The following is a 16,163-nucleotide window of genomic DNA, read 5'->3' on the forward strand; positions in this document are numbered from 1 at the left end:
CGGTTCCTCCGACTTTCGGCGGCTTGTGTGGGTCGGGTCCGCTGTGTATCTTGATCAGCCTTTGGCCGTTTGGGCGGTCACGATTCCAGTTTTCCGAGATTGGCCCGACGAGGCGAATCCGAGCGTTTTACATAAAAAATTGAGGAGCACATCGATGCGCGTCATTCTGCTGGGAGCTCCCGGGGCCGGTAAAGGTACTCAGGCAAAGTTCATCACCGAAAAATTCGGTATCCCGCAAATCTCCACCGGCGACATGTTGCGTGCAGCGGTCAAGGCCGGCACCGAGCTGGGCATCAAGGCCAAGAGCATCATGGATGCCGGCGGCCTGGTGTCGGATGACCTGATCATTGCCCTGGTCCAGGATCGCATCGCTCAATCAGACTGCGCCAATGGCTTCCTTTTCGACGGTTTCCCGCGCACCATTCCCCAGGCCGAAGCCCTGGTGGAAGCTGGCGTGGAGCTGGATCACGTCGTTGAAATCGCCGTCGACGACGAAGAGATCGTCCAGCGTATTGCCGGGCGCCGCGTCCACGAGCCTTCCGGCCGCGTCTACCACACCGTCTACAACCCGCCGAAAGTGGCTGGCAAGGACGACCTCACCGGTGAAGAGCTGGTGCAGCGCAAGGACGACACTGAAGAAACCGTGCGTCATCGCCTGTCGGTCTACCATTCCCAGACCAAGCCGCTGGTGGACTTCTACCAGAAGCTATCCGCCAAGACCGGTGGCAAGCCCAAGTACAGCCACATCCCGGGCGTCGGCACGGTCGATGCGATCACCGGCAAGGTGCTTGAAGCGCTGAGCTGAAAAGTCTGCTCGGTTGCACCAACTACGGCCCGCTTGCGGGCCGTAGTTGTTTATACTGGCGCCCCTTTTTTCCCCCTGATTGACGGACACATCGATGAGCACCTTGCTGGCCCTGGACACCGCGACCGAAGCTTGCTCCGTTGCCCTGCTGCACGACGGCAAGGTCACGAGCCATTACGAGGTGATTCCACGCCTGCACGCCCAGAAACTGTTGCCGATGATCCAGCAGTTGCTCAGCGATGCCGGTACCACCTTGCAGGCTGTGGATGCGATTGCCTTTGGTCGTGGCCCGGGGGCCTTCACCGGTGTACGCATCGCCATCGGCGTCGTGCAGGGGCTGGCGTTCGCGCTGGAGCGCCCGGTGTTGCCGGTGTCGAACCTGGCGGTGCTGGCCCAGCGTGCCTTGCGTGAACACGGCGCCCAGCAGGTGGCCGCGGCCATCGACGCACGCATGGACGAGGTGTACTGGGGCTGCTACCGCGCAATCGCTGGCGAGATGCGTTTGGTGGGTGCCGAAGCCGTGCTGCCGCCCGAGGTAGCGGCTTTGCCGACCGATGCGACGGGTGAGTGGTTTGGCGCCGGTACCGGTTGGGGCTATGGCGAGCGCATCGCCGTCAATCTCAGCGGCCAGGACGCCGGCCTGCTGCCCCACGCCGAAGACCTGTTGACCCTGGCCCGTTTCGCCTGGGAGCGCGGCGAAGCCATCCCGGCCGACGACGCCCAGCCGGTGTACCTGCGGGACAAGGTCGCCACGCCCAAGTCTGAACGATAACTGCGGGCAAAGTTGTGGCGAGGGGATTTACCCCCGCTCGAGTGCGTAGCGCTCGCCAGATGGATGGTCGACACAATTCATGCCGGGGGCGCTACGCGCCCAGCGGGGATGAATCCCCTCGCCACAATCATTCAACAGCCCCAAAGTCACATGCAATATTGCCAGTCGTCATTTTTTTGCCCGGTTTTTAAACCTTTTCGACTTTATGTGTTCTAGTTATCACTTGCGCATTTGCGCGGCTGGGAAAGTGCCGCTAAATTGCCATCATTGATACTGAGCATTCTGTTATGCGTATAGACGGATATTCACCGCAGTCTTACCCCATCAAGCGCCGGCCCAGGACGGGCAAGGTCGCTGATCAGGAATCCTTCGATGACGTCGATGGCGAATTGGAGTTTCCGTCTGAAGAGCAATTGGCCGCCCGCGCCGCCAAAGCGTCCGCACAGCGCTTGAGCAATCTCCCCGCCCGCCAGCAAGACATGCTCTACCATCGCTCCATGAGCCGCAGTGTCGCCACGGCCCTGGCCAGTTACCTGAGCACCGCCGGCTTCGTCGATTGGGATATGGAAGTGCTGGGGCTCGACCTCTACATCTGATGGCGTTGCCTTATTACCTCGGCTGCCCCTCCTGGAGCGAAAACGCCTGGCGCGATTATCTCTATCCCCAGGACGCCAGAAGCTCCGATTTCCTGAATTTGTACTCCCAAGTGTTCAACGCCGTGGAAGGCAACACGACCTTCTACGCGAGCCCGTCCGCGGCCATCGTGCAGCGTTGGGCCGAGACCATGCCCGAGCACTTTCGCTTCACCGCCAAGTTTCCCGGCGAGATCAGCCACAACGGCGATCTGCGCGAGCACCAGACGGCCGTCGACACCTTCCTGCAGCTGCTCAGCCCTTTGGGCGAACGGGTTTCGCCGCTCTGGTTGCAGCTGTCCAAGGCGTTTACGCCGAATCGATTGGCGGAACTGGCGGGGTTCATCGACGCCTTGCAGCGCCCGCTGGCGGTGGAGGTTCGTCACGATGAGTTCTTTGCCAAAGGCGATGCCGAACGGCGGCTCAATCGCCTGCTGCTCGATCGTGGCGTCGAGCGTATCTGCCTCGATCCCCGGGCCCTGTTCAGTTGCACCTCCGGCGATCCTGCCGTGCTCCATGCACAATCGAAGAAGCCGCGGGTACCACCCCGGCCGGCGGCCTTCACCCAATATCCGCAGGTGCGCTTCATCGGTCATCCGGTGCTGGAAGCCAACGAGCCATTCCTGACGCCCTGGGTGGAAAAAATCGCCGGTTGGATCGAAGAAGGGCGCACGCCCTACATCTTCCTGCACACTGCCGACAACCTGCTGGCGGCGAAGCTGGCGCTGCGTTTTCATCACCGGTTGATGCAGCGATTGCCTGGCTTGCCGGCCCTGCCTGAGTTATATAGAGAACCCGCCGCCGAGCAACTGGGTTTGCTCTGAGGCTGAATCCTTCTCTGCTCAGGAGTGACCTACATGGATGCGCAAACCCGTCGGGCCCAGGCGTTCAAAGCCTTGCACGAACGCGGAGGGGCTTTTGTCATTCCCAACCCGTGGGACGCCGGTTCCGCGAAGATGCTGGCCAGCCTGGGGTTCGAGGCCTTGGCCACCACCAGCGCCGGCCACGCTTTTTCCCTGGGGCGCCCGGATGGCGCACTGGGGCTGGAAGACACCCTGGCTAATGTCCGGGCGATCGTGGCCGCCACTGACCTGCCGGTGGCAGTCGATTTCGAGAACGGTTTCGCCGACGCGCCCGAAGATTGCGCCCGCAACTTGCTGCGCGCGGCAGAAGCCGGTGCGGTCGGCGGGTCCATCGAAGATGCCACGGGACGTGAAGACAGCCCGATCTATTGCTTCGAACATGCCGTGGCACGGGTCAAGGCCGCGGCCGAAGCGGTACGCAGCCTGCCTTACCCGTTCCTGCTGACCGCCCGGGCGGAGAACTTCCTGCACGGCAATCCCGACCTGGATGACACGATCCGTCGCCTGAAAGCGTTCGCCGACGCCGGTGCAGACGTGCTCTATGCCCCTGGGTTGAGTACCGCCGAACAAGTGCTCGCGGTGGTACAAGCCGTGGCGCCAAAACCGGTGAACGTGCTGATGTCCGGGGCGCTGGACCTGACACTTGCGCAGTTGAGCGAGCTGGGTGCCAAGCGCATCAGCGTCGGCTCGGCCCTGGCCCTGGCGGCATACGGCGAGTTCATGCGCGCCGCTGGGGAAATCCGCGAGCAGGGCACGTTCACCTTTACCCGTCGCTCGATGCCGTTCAAGCAGGCCAACCAGCTGTTCAAGGGTTGATGCCCGAGGCGTTGCCGTGAGGATTGCCAAAGGCCTGGCGTTGTTAGTAGTGCTCGTTGGCGTCGCGGGGCTGGGGGTGTGGCGGGGCTGGTTGCCGGTGCCGCCGGAATGGAATCCCTGGACGCCCCTGGACGTCCGTGCGCCACCGAACCTGCTGACCCGCTATAAACTCATGGCCCTGCGCAATGACCCGCAACTGTGTGAGCAGGCCCTGGCTACCTTGGGGCTGCGGGTCGCCCACCAGGCCGACAGCAATCCCGCCGCCAGTTGCCCGTTGACCAATGTGCTGCGGGTGCAGGGCGGCGAGGTGGCGTTGAGCAGCAGTTTCCTCGCCAGTTGCTCCCTGGCGGTGGCATTCGCCCTGTTCGAGCGTCATGCGCTGCAACCGGCTGCACAGGCCGCCTATGGGCAGAAAGTGACGCGAGTCGATCACCTCGGCAGCTTCGCCTGTCGCAACATGTACGGCCGTGATAACGGGGCGCGTAGCCAGCATGCGACGGCCAGTGCGCTGGACATCGCCGGGTTTCGCCTGGCCGATGGCCGCACGGTCAGCGTCCTCCGGGACTGGCCGAAGGACAGCGCCGACGCGCGTTTCCTGCATCAGGTGCGCGACGGTGCCTGTGACATGTTCAGTGTGGTCTTGAGCCCGGACTACAACGCAGCCCACCGAAACCATTTCCACCTGGATGTGGGGCCTTGGTGGATCTGTAGGTGATCAGGCGGCGATGCGCAGGTTCTGCAATACGATCGGGCGTGCCCAGCGGGTGTCGAAATCCAGGGCTTTCTGCTGGGCGACGAGTTCTTCTTCCGGGAACGGCGGGAAGGGCTTGTCCAGCAGGTCGAGTTCGAGCTCGGCAATCGGCAGGTGCAATGGGCGTGGCTGCGGCGCCGGGCCGGGTTCCGGCAATGGTTGGCCGGCAGCGAGGACGATCGGGCGAACCCAGTTGCTCTCGAAGTTCTGCTGTTTTTGCTGGGCGCTGATTTCTTCTGGCGGGAAGGGTGGAAACGGCTTGTCCAGCAGGTCCAGTTCGAATTCGGCGATAGGCAGGAACAGCGGCTCAGGCGGTTTGACCTGGGTTTCTGTCACGTCGCAAGTGCGCTGGCTGACGATGTGGTCCAACAGTTCGGCGCCGAGGGTTGGTTCAACGGCTTCATCGAGGGCGACGGGCTGGTAGCTGCCAGGCGCGGGTGCGTTTTCACCTAGCTGATCGGCCAGGGCCCGGGCAAAAAAATCTTGCCACAGGTGACTGACGCCGCTCAGGGCCTGGGTGTTGCGCAGGCTGTAATCACCGTGACGGGAGATAAAGCCTATCGATGTGGAATGAATGTCTGACATTTTTCTCGGTCGACGCTCAGCTCTGGCAAAATGCCGTTCACCGTTGTTATCGGCCGTTTTTGCCGATCCTTAATTTTTTGAGCGTGTTTTCCATGAGTGAGCAACCCGCGGCCTGCCGCATCCACGTCGAGGCCCTGGCCCCGGCCTTCCAGCCTCAGGCCGAGGACTGGGCCCAGCGCCTTGGCCTGCCCTTGCAGGTGGACGCTGGCGAGTTTGTCTTGCAGGTCGGCGAACACGGGCTGCAGCTGCAACAGCTGGGGCCGGACGCACCGGGGCCGGTGCGGGTGGATTTTGTCGAGGGCGGCGCGGCCCATCGCCGGCTATACGGTGGCGGTAGCGGTCAGATGATCGCCAAGGCCGTCGGTATCGCCCAGGGCGTGCGTCCCCGTGTGCTGGATGCCACGGCCGGCTTGGGCAAGGATGCCTTCGTCCTCGCCAGCCTGGGCTGTGAAATGAGCCTGATCGAGCGCCAGCCGCTGATCGGTGCCTTACTGGAGGATGGCCTGGCCCGTGGCGCAGAGGACTTCGACGTGGCGCCCATTGTGGCCCGCATGCGCTTGCTCAAGGGCAATTCCATCGAGGTGATGCAAAACTGGGAAGGCGAGCCGCCCCAGGTGATCTACCTGGACCCGATGTTTCCACACCGTGAGAAAACCGCCCTGGTGAAGAAGGAAATGCGCCTGTTCCGGCCCTTGGTCGGCGACGACCCCGACGCCCCGGCGCTGCTGGCCGCGGCTCTGGCCCTGGCGACGCACCGGGTGGTGGTCAAGCGCCCGCGCAAGGCGCCGTGCATCGAAGGGCCGAAGCCGAGCCATGGGCTCGATGGCAAATCCAGTCGTTACGACATTTACCCGAAGAAAGCGCTCAAGGCCTGAGCTGTGGGAGCAAAGCTTGCTCGCGATGAAGGCGCCTCGGTTTCAGTCCAAAACGCATGAACTTCATCGCGGGCAAGCCTTGCTCCCACGGGTTTTGAGCAATGCCAATCCACTGTGGGAGCGAGCCTGCTCGCGATGGGGCCGGCCCGGGCACCGAAAATCTAAGGCCGATAAGCCCGCATGAACAACCCCACCACCTCCTGAACATGCTCCTCGGCCGCTTCCGCCTGCAACGGCGCGCAGCAGCCATACAGCAAGCGAAAATTCGCCGCGCCCTTGATCAGGCAGAAGAAGTGCTCCGCCGCATGGCGGGGTTTTTCGATGCACAGGGCGCCGCTCTGGTTGACCTTGGCCAGCAAGCGCTCCATGCCCGAGAGCATCCGCTCGGGGCCGGCCTGGTAGAAGATCGCCGAAAGCTTGGGGTCCTGGCTGCCCAGGGCCATGATCAGCCGATGCAGGTTCACCGATTCTTCGCTGCTGACCAACTGGTGAAAGCCACGGGCGATGTTCAACAGCACATGCTCAATGGGCACGCCGTCCGGCCACTCGAAGAACAAGGGCGGCACCTGCTCTTCGCACTTGGCAATCACCGCCGAGGAAAACAGCGTTTCCTTGTCGTTGAAGTGGCTGTAGACGGTCAGCTTCGATACGCCTGCCTCGGTGGCGACGGTGTCCATGCTGGTATTGGCATAACCCAATTCGATGAACAGCCGTTTGGCGGCGTCGAGAATGGCCTGGCGCTTGGCCAGGTCTTTCGGACGGCCAGGGCCGTTGGGAGGTGAAAGATTGTTCGACATTCTTCGCTTTAATACTGGACTGGTGAGTTTGCTATTAATACCATACCCGTCAGTATAATTATTCCAAGCACCATTAGCGAAAGGTCTGCCGCCATGTTCCGCTATGCCTTGCCCCTCGCCCTGCCAGTCAGCCTGGCTTTTTTATTGTCTGCGTGTGGTCATGACGAACCGGTGCCGGTCGCTGTGCGCCCCGCCATGGTCGTGAAGCCAGAGCCTTCGGCTCAGGCGACCGACAGCTACCCCGGAGAAGTGCGAGCCCGTTTCGAGCCGGACCTGGCGTTTCGCATTGGCGGTAAAGTGAGCCGACGACTGGTCGAAGAGGGGCAGCGGGTCAAGGCCAACCAACCGCTGGCCGAACTCGATCCCCAGGACGTGCGCCTGCAACTGGAAGCGACCCGGGCCCAGGTGGCCGCCGCCGAGGCCAACCTGAACCTGGTGCGTGCCGAGCGTGATCGCTACAAGACCTTGCTGGACCGGCAGATGGTCAGCCGTTCCCAGTACGACAATGCCGAGAACCTCTACCGCTCCGGCGCCGCGCGTCTGAAACAGATCCAGGCGGAGTTCGACGTCGCCAGTAATCAGGCCAGCTATTCGGTACTGCGGGCGCCCCAGGATGGCGTGGTCGCCCGGCGCTCGGTGGAAGTCGGCCAGGTGGTGCAGGCCGGGCAAACCGTCTTTACCCTCGCCACCGACGGCGAGCGTGAAGTGCTGATCAGCCTGCCGGAACAGAGTTTTGGTCGGTTCAAGATCGGCCAACCGGTTTCGGTGGAACTGTGGAGCCAGCCGGGCCAGCGTTTCAGTGGGCATATTCGCGAACTCTCGCCGGCCGCCGACCCCAAGTCCCGTACCTTCGCCGCCCGTGTCGCATTCACCGGGGGCAGCGTTCCGGCCGAGTTGGGCCAGAGCGCACGGGTGTTTATCCAGACCGTCGACAAGGTGCCGTTGTCGGTGCCGCTGTCAGCCCTGACGGCTGAGAACGGCGCGACGTATGTCTGGGTGGTCAACGCCAACAACACCTTGAAGAAAGTCCCGGTACGGGTCGGCGCCTTCGGTGAAAAGTCTGTGCCGGTGCTTGAGGGCCTCAGTGCCAATGACTGGGTGGTGGCAGCCGGCGTGCATGTGCTCCTCGACGGCCAGCAGGTACGGCCGGTGGATCGCTCCAACCGCGTGGTCAACCTGGCGGCCAAGGAGTAATCCCCGATGGGCTTCAATCTTTCCGAATGGGCGTTGCGTAACCGCCAGATCGTACTGTTCCTGATGCTGTTGCTGGCCGTAGTCGGCGCGCTTTCCTACACCAAGCTGGGTCAGAGCGAAGACCCGCCGTTCACTTTCAAGGCCATGGTCATCAGCACTAATTGGCCGGGGGCCACGGCCGAAGAAGTGTCGCGCCAGGTCACCGAGCGCATCGAAAAGAAGCTGATGGAGACCGGCGACTACGAGAAAATCGTCTCGTTTTCCCGTCCGGGCGAATCCCAGGTGACTTTCGCGGCCCGAGACTCCATGCATTCGGCGCAGATCCCCGAGCTGTGGTACCAGATCCGCAAGAAGATCAACGACATCCGCCACACCTTGCCCCAGGGTGTCCAGGGGCCGTTCTTCAACGATGAGTTCGGCACCACCTTCGGCAACATCTACGCGCTGACCGGCGACGGTTTCGACTACGGAGTGCTCAAGGACTATGCCGATCGTGTCCAGATCCAGCTGCAACGGGTCAAGGATGTGGGCAAGGTCGAGTTGCTCGGTCTGCAGGACGAGAAAATCTGGATCGAGCTGTCGAACGTCAAGCTGGCAACCCTCGGCCTGCCTTTGTCGGCGGTCCAGCAGGCTCTGGAAAAGCAGAACGCAGTCTCTACCGCTGGCTTTTTTGAAACTGGCAGCGAGCGTTTGCAGCTGCGGGTGTCGGGGAATTTCCAGACGGTAGAAGAGATCCGCAATTTCCCGATCCGGGTCGCCGACCGCACATTCCGGATCGACGATGTGGCGGACGTGCGTCGCGGCTTCAACGAACCGCCAGCGCCCCGCATGCGCTTCATGGGCGAAGATGCCATTGGCCTGGCCGTGGCGATGAAGGAGGGGGGCGACATCCTGATCCTGGGCAAGGCGCTGGAAACCGAGTTTGCCCGGATCCAGAACAACCTGCCGGCCGGCATGCAGTTGCGCAAGGTGTCGGACCAGCCGGCGGCGGTGAAGACCGGCGTCGGTGAGTTCGTCCAGGTGCTGGTGGAAGCCCTGACGATCGTCTTGCTGGTGAGCTTCTTTTCCCTGGGGCTGCGCACCGGGATGGTGGTCGCCCTGGCGATTCCGCTGGTGCTGGCGATGACCTTCGCGGCGATGTATTACCTGGGGATCGGCCTGCACAAGATCTCCCTGGGCGCGCTGGTGCTGGCGCTCGGGTTGCTGGTGGACGACGCGATCATTGCGGTGGAGATGATGGCGATCAAGATGGAGCAGGGCTTCGACCGGATCAAGGCAGCCAGCTACGCCTGGACGAGCACGGCGTTCCCGATGCTCACCGGTACGTTGATCACGGCGGCGGGCTTCCTGCCGATCGCCACGGCGCAATCGGGCACCGGCGAATATACCCGCTCGATTTTCCAGGTGGTGACCCTCGCATTGCTGGCGTCCTGGGTGGCTGCGGTGGTGTTCGTGCCCTACCTGGGGGAAAAGCTCCTGCCGGACCTGGCGAAAATTCATGCGGCCAAGCACGGCATCGATCACGGTCAGCACGACCCTTACGGCACCCCGTTCTACCAGCGGGTCCGGCGGTTGGTGGAGTGGTGCGTGCGTCGGCGCAAAACCGTCATCGCCTTGACCGTGCTGTTGTTCATCGGCTCGGTGATGCTGTTCCGTTTTGTCCCGCAGCAGTTCTTCCCGGCGTCGGGGCGGCTGGAATTGATGGTCGATCTGAAGCTGGAGGAAGGCGCCTCCCTGAGTAACACCGCCGAACAGGTCAAGCGTCTTGAGGCGTTGCTCAAGGATCACCCGGGCATCGACAATTACGTGGCTTATGTGGGTACCGGTTCGCCGCGTTTCTACCTGCCGCTGGATCAACAACTGCCGGCACCGAGCTTTGCCCAGTTCGTGGTGCTGGCCAAGACCATCGAAGACCGTGAGCCCCTGCGCAGCTGGTTGATCAGTACCCTGAACGAACAGTTCCCGACCATGCGCTCCCGGGTTACGCGTCTGGAAAATGGCCCGCCCGTGGGTTATCCGGTGCAGTTCCGGGTGACCGGCGAGCACATTGAAGAAGTCCGTGCCCTGGCGCGGAAAGTGGCGACGAAGGTTCGCGAAAACCCCTACGTGACGAACGTGCACCTGGATTGGGAAGAACCGAGCAAAGTCGTGTACCTGAACGTCGACCAGGAGCGCGCCCGGGCCTTGGGCGTGAGCACCGCCGACCTGTCGAAGTTCCTGCAAAGCTCCCTTATCGGCTCCAGCGTGAGCCAGTACCGGGAGGACAACGAACTGATCGAGATCCTGTTGCGTGGCACGGTGCAGGAGCGCACCGAACTGACGCTGCTGCCGAGCCTGGCGGTGCCTACCGAGAATGGCCAGAGTGTCGCGCTGTCACAGATCGCGACGCTGGAATACGGCTTTGAAGAGGGTGTGATCTGGCATCGCAATCGCCTGCCCAGCGTGACGGTGCGGGCTGATATTTATGGTAAGGAACAACCGGCGTCCCTGGTGCAACAGATCTTCCCGACCCTGGGCCCGATTCGTGCGGAGTTGCCGGACGGTTACCTGTTGGAGGTCGGTGGCACGGTCGAGGATTCGACCCGAGGGCAGAAGTCGGTGAACGCCGGGGTACCGTTGTTCATCGTGGTGGTGCTGACCTTGCTGATGCTGCAACTGCGCAGTTTCTCACGCACGGCCATGGTGTTTCTGACGGCGCCCCTGGGGCTGATTGGCGTCACGCTGTTCCTGCTGGTGTTCCGCCAGCCGTTCGGTTTCGTCGCCATGCTGGGCACCATCGCCTTGTCGGGGATGATCATGCGCAACTCGGTGATCCTGGTGGACCAGATCGAACAGGACATCGAGGCAGGGCTGACACCGTGGCAGGCGATCATCGAAGCCACGGTGCGACGCTTCCGTCCGATCGTGCTCACCGCACTGGCGGCAGTGCTGGCAATGATTCCCCTGTCGCGCAGCCTGTTCTTCGGCCCGATGGCGGTGGCGATCATGGGCGGGCTGATCGTGGCGACGGCGTTGACGCTGCTCTTCCTCCCGGCGTTGTATGCGGCTTGGTTCAGGGTCAAGAAAACCTGACTGAGAGGCACATGTGGGAGCGAGCTTGCTCGCGATAGCGGTGGATCAGCTTGCATCGATGCTGTCTGTGCCACCGTCATCGCGGGCAAGCCCTAATGCCAGTCAGTTAAGGGAAATAAGAGCTGTACATAACACTTGTGGCGAGGGGATTTATCCCCGCTGGGCTGCGCAGCAGCCCCAGACCAGTCAACCCAATCTGCCTGATGCACCGAGATATCAGGATTTAGGGCCGCTTCGCAGCCCAGCGGGGATAAATCCCCTCGCCACAGGGGCTGTGCGCTGGCCGCTCTTAACTGACTGGCATTAGGGCAAGCCCTGCCCCCACAGTTGTTTACCGCATTCAGAGGCTGCCAAACACCTTCTTCGCCAGGCTGGTGGCCGCGGCCGCCGGGTTCTGGCGAATCGCGGCTTCCTGCTTGCCGATCATTTCGAACAAGCCGTCCAGTGCCTGCTCGGTCACGTAGTTTTCGACGTTGGCGCTTTTGGCATCCAATACACCGAACGTCGCGGCCTGGCCGGCAAAGGTATTGTATTTCTGGGCCAGGCCGACCTTGTCAGTGGCTTGCTTGACGATGGGCAGGAACTTGGCGCGGATCTGCTCGCGGCTGCTCTTGTTCAGGTACTGCGTCGCCGAATCATTGCCACCGCTCAAGATGCCCTTGGCGTCGTCCACGCTCATATTTTTCACGGCATTGACCAGAATCGGCTGAGCCTGGACCACAGCAGTCTCGGCTGCCTGGTTCATGCTGGCTTCCAGTTGATCGACCTGATCACCCATGCCGAAGGCTTTCATCTTGCTGGCGACTTTGCCGAGTTTGCCCGGCAGTTCGATCTTCACTTCGGGGTTGTTGCTGAACCCTCCAGGCGTGCCCAGTTGTTTGACCGCCACTTGGGCGCCCTGGGTCAAGGCATCCTTGAGGCCACCCGTGGCATCTTTTTGCGACAGATCACCCAGGGACAGGGCCATGGCATTGGCACAGGCCAGCAGGCCGGCGAGCAGTAGAGTAGAGCGGAGCATGACAGCGTCCTTGAAATGAATTGAAAGGGATCAACGTGCAGGGTTGACGCGGATCTTCAACGGCTGCGGATCTTTGCCATCGAGTTGCACGGTGTGTTGTTCGGTGCTGACGAACATCAATTGGCCGTCTGCTTCGATGCGGGCACTCACGGCATAACGATGGCCGGGTTTGACCTGGGACGGATCATAACTGAGCTGGAATGGCAGCGGGACCTGTCCTTTGACCGGACCGCTCTGCTGATCGAGCACCACCGCCGGAGCATCGGCCAGGGACACGTCTTGCAGGCTCACGCTCAGGGTCGCGGTGGGTGGCAGGGCGATGCGTTGCAGATAGAACACTTCACCGTCGAGGTGGTGCTTGCTCGCCAGCGGCGCGCTGGAGCAGGCGCCGAGCAGTGCGGCAACGGCCAGCAGGATCATTTTTTTCATGGCGCAATTCCTTGTCTAAAGGCGCCAGGAAACAGCCTGGCGCCGGTGGGAATCAGTCCTGGGTCACCGGAGCAACCTGATCCGCCGCATCTTCACTGCGATGCAACGCCACCTGGCGGATCGACAAACGAATCTCCGCCGGCAGCACCCGTTTGGCGGCGCCTTCGGCCAGTTCGCCCAGCAGCTCGTGATAGCTTAGCTTGCCTGCTTCGTCCCTGCGCAGAACGTCGAGGTCCAGCATCGTCTGGATGAAATGGCGGAACAGGGTCTTGTCGAAGAATTCCGGTGCGTTCAGGCCATGCAGGATCGACAGGCGCTGGGCCATGACGGTGCAGAGGTCTTCCAGCTCTTCGGCGCTGATGCTGTTCTGGCCACTGTTGAGCAGCAGCGAGACAGTCATGTAAAAGCGTTGCAGGGCCTGGGCGATGCTCTTGGACAGCAGGGTCAGCAGCACGAAGTGCCGCGAACTCGGGGCCGGACGCAGGTACAAGTCATTTTCGAAACGCAGCAGGCCCTGTTCGACGAATGCTTCGAGCCACTGGTCGATCACCTCGTCCAGTTGTTCCAGCGACCAGCGAATGAACAACTCCGATTGCAGGTACGGGTACAAGGCGTGGGTGTAGCGCAGGATCTGCTCGCGGCTCATGCGCGAAGCGCTCTGGAAGAAGCTCGCCAGCAACGCCGGCAGGGCGAAGATGTGCAGCACGTTGTTGCGGTAGTAGGTCATCAGCACCGCATTCTGCTCATCCAGGTACAGGATCTTGCCCAGGGCATCGTTCTGTTCCGACAGCAGGTCCATGCCTTTCACATGTTCGATCAACGCCCGGCCGTCCCCCTCGGGCAATGTGGTGTGGGGCGAATACGGTACCTTGCGCAGCAACGCCAGGTACAGGTCCAGCACCCGGGCCATGGCCTGATCGTCGAGTGCCAGGCGGCTGGTGGACAGCAGCGCCAGGGCCACGAGATTGACCGGGTTGATGGCGGCGGCTTCGTTCAGGTTCCGGGCCACGCGCTCACCCAGGCGATGGGTGGTCGCGTTGAGCCAGGCCGGCTTGAACTGCGGCCCCAGCTCCTGCTGGCGCCAATCCGGCTGTTCGCCATCAAGGAACTCGGCCAGTTTGATCGGTTCGCCGAAGTTCACCGCCACCTGGCCGAAGCGTTGCTTGAGGGCACCAATGACCTTGAAGATGTCGAAGATCGATTCCTTCTTCTTGCTGGCCCCGCGCAATTCACCCAGGTAGGTACGGCCTTCCAGCACCCGCTCATAGCCGATGTACACCGGTACGAACACGATGGGCGTGCGCGATGAACGCAGGAAGCTGCGCAGGGTGATGGCGAGCATGCCGGTCTTGGGTTGCAGCATGCGTCCGGTGCGCGAACGACCGCCCTCGACGAAGTACTCCACCGGAAAGCCCTTGGTGAACAATGTGTGCAGGTACTCATTGAACACCGCGGTGTAGAGCGGGTTGCCCTTGAAGGTGCGGCGCATGAAGAACGCCCCGCCACGGCGCAGCAGGCTGCCGATCACCGGCATGTTGAGGTTGATGCCGGCGGCGATATGCGGCGGGGTCAGGCCATTGCGAAACAGCAGGTACGACAGCAGCAGGTAGTCGATGTGGCTGCGGTGGCACGGCACATAAATGACTTCATGGCCCGGGGCGATGTCCTGCACGCCTTCGATATTGTTGACCTTGATGCCATCGTAGATCTTGTTCCAGAACCAGCTCAGCACCACTTCCAGGAAGCGAATGGCGGTGTAGGTGTAATCCGAGGCGATTTCGTTGCCGTAGCGCAGGGCCAGGGCCTTGGCTTTTTCCGCCGAGATTTTTTCCCGCTCGGCCTCGTCGGCAATCGCTTGCTTGACCAAGGGCTGGTTCACCAGGCCCTTGACCAGGTTGCGTCGATGAGAAAGGTCGGGGCCGATGACCGCCGCCTTCAGGTTGCGGAAATGCACCCGCAGGATCCGCTGAGCCATGCGCACGGTGCGTTCGTGGCCTTTGTCGTGCTCGATCAGTTCCTGCAAGTGGATAGGCGCGGAAAACTGCACGCGGGTCTTGCGTCCCAGGATCATGATGCTCAACAGGCGACGCAGGCGTCCGGTGACGGCCCAGCTGTCGGCGAACAGCAGTTTCCACGGGCTGGACTCGCTGTCGGGCGACTGGCCCCAGAACACACTGACCGGAATGATCTGCGCGTCTTCGGCGGCGTCGTGGGTCAATACGTTGACCAGTCGCGTCAGGGTCGGTGGCGCGCCGCGCTTGTCCTGGCGCCCGAGCCAATCCGGCGCCGGCGTCAGGTAGAAGAACGCCGCCGGTTCCAGCAGGTTGCCCACCGACACCGGCAATACCGGGCGGGGCAGGCCGGCTTTGGTGCACTCGGTGTCGAGTACCGCCAGGTCAGTGAGCGAAGGATCTTGCAGGACGTAGAACACCGGACGACTGCGGTCGAGGTTGAGGGTAAAGGACGACTGGTTGATCGTCTCTGAGCGAACCCAGAGGTACAACAGCCGGCGCAGGGTGCCAAACACAAGACGGCGGAACGGGGAGCGGGTCATACGGCTTCTGCATGAGTGGATAAGATAAACGGTCGCTAGTGTGCCGGATTCGTCGAAAATCGGCAAAAAAGCACCGAAGTAAAGTCAGTTGAGAGTTTTTCCCGGTGTCATATACTCGGCGGGTTACTGCCCAGGCCTCCCCGTGGACGGCCAGACGGTGGCGAAGGTTCGTACGGCTTGGCAAACAGAAGCCGACTTAACAATAAGAAATGGGAGTGAGCATCATGGCTGCACGCGAGACCGGCAATGTGAAGTGGTTCAATGACGCCAAGGGATACGGCTTCATCCAGCGCGAAGGCGGGGCGGATGTGTTCGTGCATTACCGCGCGATCCGCGGCGAAGGCCACCGTTCGTTGACCGAAGGCCAACAGGTCGAATACGCGGTGGTGGAAGGGCAGAAGGGCTTGCAGGCTGAGGATGTGGTGGGGTTGTAACCCACTCTTCCAAAAACCACTGCAAACCCCTTGTGGGAGCGAGCCTGCTCGCGATAGCGGTATATCAGGCAATACAAATCGACTGACATACCGCTATCGCGAGCAGGCTCGCTCCCACATTTGGATCTGTTGAGGGCCTGAACCCCAATCAGGCCGTCCTCCAGGTAATCTCTTCTTCCCCATCGGCACTGATGCGAATCCAGCGGTCGGCCGATTCCTCACCTTCCTCTTCCACCCACGAGCCGGGCGCGCAGCGCACTTCGACATTCAACGCGGCGAACGCGGCGCGGGCGCAGGCGATGTCGTCATCCCATGGGGTCCGATCGCTTTCCAGGTACAGGCTGTTCCATTTCCCCACGGCCTTGGGCAGCCAGGTCACCGGGATGTCGCCGGCCTTGCACTTGTAGGTCTGGCCTTTCTGGGTCCATTCGCTGCACGGGCCCAGCGCCTGGGTCAGCCAGGCGGCGACGGCCTTGTGGTCGACGTCGGCGTCTTTGAGGTAAATCTCGATATCGGGTTGGCGCATGGATATCCTCACTGCGGTCTTGAAAAATCCATTCGCGGAT

At 62.0% G+C, this 16,163-nt stretch carries 16 protein-coding genes; 10 read left to right on the forward strand and 6 right to left on the reverse strand.

Annotation, left to right across the window (positions count from 1 at the left end; all coding sequences use genetic code 11):
* Positions 1-154: 154 nt before the first annotated feature.
* The 6 genes from adk (at position 155) to LOY35_RS05730 (ending at position 4,603) form a co-directional block, all read left to right on the forward strand.
* Positions 155-805 carry an adenylate kinase gene (gene adk, locus LOY35_RS05705; RefSeq protein ID WP_258631313.1) on the forward strand — a complete coding sequence of 217 codons (651 nt, stop codon included), beginning with the start codon at positions 155-157 and terminating at the stop codon, positions 803-805.
* 94 nt (positions 806-899) lie between these two features.
* Positions 900-1,577: a tRNA (adenosine(37)-N6)-threonylcarbamoyltransferase complex dimerization subunit type 1 TsaB gene (tsaB, locus tag LOY35_RS05710; protein WP_258631314.1), complete on the forward strand. Its 678-nt coding sequence runs from the start codon at positions 900-902 to the stop codon at positions 1,575-1,577.
* A gap of 287 nt (positions 1,578-1,864) precedes the next feature.
* Positions 1,865-2,173 carry a hypothetical protein gene (locus tag LOY35_RS05715; RefSeq protein ID WP_024778986.1) on the forward strand — a complete coding sequence of 103 codons (309 nt, stop codon included), beginning with the start codon at positions 1,865-1,867 and terminating at the stop codon, positions 2,171-2,173.
* Complete coding sequence (locus tag LOY35_RS05720; protein ID WP_258631315.1) at positions 2,173-3,033, forward strand: DUF72 domain-containing protein; 861 nt, start codon at positions 2,173-2,175, stop codon at positions 3,031-3,033. Before LOY35_RS05715 ends, LOY35_RS05720 begins: the two co-directional genes overlap by 1 nt.
* 33 nt (positions 3,034-3,066) lie before the next feature.
* Positions 3,067-3,888 carry an oxaloacetate decarboxylase gene (locus LOY35_RS05725; RefSeq protein WP_258631317.1) on the forward strand — a complete coding sequence of 274 codons (822 nt, stop codon included), beginning with the start codon at positions 3,067-3,069 and terminating at the stop codon, positions 3,886-3,888.
* Between the two features lie 16 nt (positions 3,889-3,904).
* Entirely contained in the window at positions 3,905-4,603 is a 699-nt protein-coding gene (locus LOY35_RS05730) for an extensin family protein (protein WP_258631319.1), read from the forward strand.
* Here the strand turns inward: LOY35_RS05730 and LOY35_RS05735 are convergent, their stop codons facing one another.
* Entirely contained in the window at positions 4,604-5,224 is a 621-nt protein-coding gene (locus tag LOY35_RS05735; RefSeq protein ID WP_258631320.1) for an energy transducer TonB, read from the reverse strand.
* A 92-nt stretch (positions 5,225-5,316) separates the two neighbouring features.
* Here LOY35_RS05735 and LOY35_RS05740 point away from each other — a divergent pair, with 92 nt between their 5' ends.
* Positions 5,317-6,099: a class I SAM-dependent methyltransferase gene (locus LOY35_RS05740; RefSeq protein WP_258631321.1), complete on the forward strand. Its 783-nt coding sequence runs from the start codon at positions 5,317-5,319 to the stop codon at positions 6,097-6,099.
* Positions 6,100-6,260: 161 nt separating this feature from the next.
* Here the strand turns inward: LOY35_RS05740 and LOY35_RS05745 are convergent, their stop codons facing one another.
* Positions 6,261-6,896: a TetR/AcrR family transcriptional regulator gene (locus LOY35_RS05745; RefSeq protein WP_258631323.1), complete on the reverse strand. Its 636-nt coding sequence runs from the start codon at positions 6,894-6,896 to the stop codon at positions 6,261-6,263.
* A gap of 93 nt (positions 6,897-6,989) precedes the next feature.
* Between LOY35_RS05745 and LOY35_RS05750 the strand changes: the two genes are divergently transcribed.
* A complete protein-coding gene (locus tag LOY35_RS05750; RefSeq protein WP_258631325.1) occupies positions 6,990-8,090 on the forward strand; it encodes an efflux RND transporter periplasmic adaptor subunit in 1,101 nt (366 codons plus the stop codon).
* Between the two features lie 6 nt (positions 8,091-8,096).
* Positions 8,097-11,162: an efflux RND transporter permease subunit gene (locus tag LOY35_RS05755; protein ID WP_258631327.1), complete on the forward strand. Its 3,066-nt coding sequence runs from the start codon at positions 8,097-8,099 to the stop codon at positions 11,160-11,162.
* A gap of 340 nt (positions 11,163-11,502) precedes the next feature.
* Here the strand turns inward: LOY35_RS05755 and LOY35_RS05760 are convergent, their stop codons facing one another.
* Genes LOY35_RS05760 through plsB form a run of 3 tightly spaced genes read right to left on the reverse strand, consistent with a single transcriptional unit; the run spans position 11,503 to position 15,163 of the window.
* Positions 11,503-12,180 (reverse strand): DUF4197 domain-containing protein, encoded by a 678-nt coding sequence (locus LOY35_RS05760; RefSeq protein WP_258631328.1) that lies wholly within the window; start codon positions 12,178-12,180, stop codon positions 11,503-11,505.
* A gap of 30 nt (positions 12,181-12,210) precedes the next feature.
* Entirely contained in the window at positions 12,211-12,609 is a 399-nt protein-coding gene (locus LOY35_RS05765; RefSeq protein WP_258631329.1) for a YbaY family lipoprotein, read from the reverse strand.
* 52 nt (positions 12,610-12,661) lie between these two features.
* Positions 12,662-15,163, reverse strand: a complete 2,502-nt coding sequence (gene plsB / locus LOY35_RS05770) for a glycerol-3-phosphate 1-O-acyltransferase PlsB (protein WP_258631330.1) — start codon at positions 15,161-15,163, stop codon at positions 12,662-12,664.
* A gap of 224 nt (positions 15,164-15,387) precedes the next feature.
* On the opposite strand from plsB, the gene LOY35_RS05775 reads away from it, so the two are divergent.
* Entirely contained in the window at positions 15,388-15,597 is a 210-nt protein-coding gene (locus LOY35_RS05775) for a cold-shock protein (RefSeq protein ID WP_003184959.1), read from the forward strand.
* Positions 15,598-15,745: 148 nt separating this feature from the next.
* Here the strand turns inward: LOY35_RS05775 and LOY35_RS05780 are convergent, their stop codons facing one another.
* Entirely contained in the window at positions 15,746-16,123 is a 378-nt protein-coding gene (locus LOY35_RS05780; protein WP_258631331.1) for a hypothetical protein, read from the reverse strand.
* Between the last annotated feature and the right edge of the window lie 40 nt (positions 16,124-16,163).

It is taken from the genome of Pseudomonas sp. B21-028, assembly GCF_024749045.1.
Lineage (GTDB): Bacteria > Pseudomonadota > Gammaproteobacteria > Pseudomonadales > Pseudomonadaceae > Aquipseudomonas.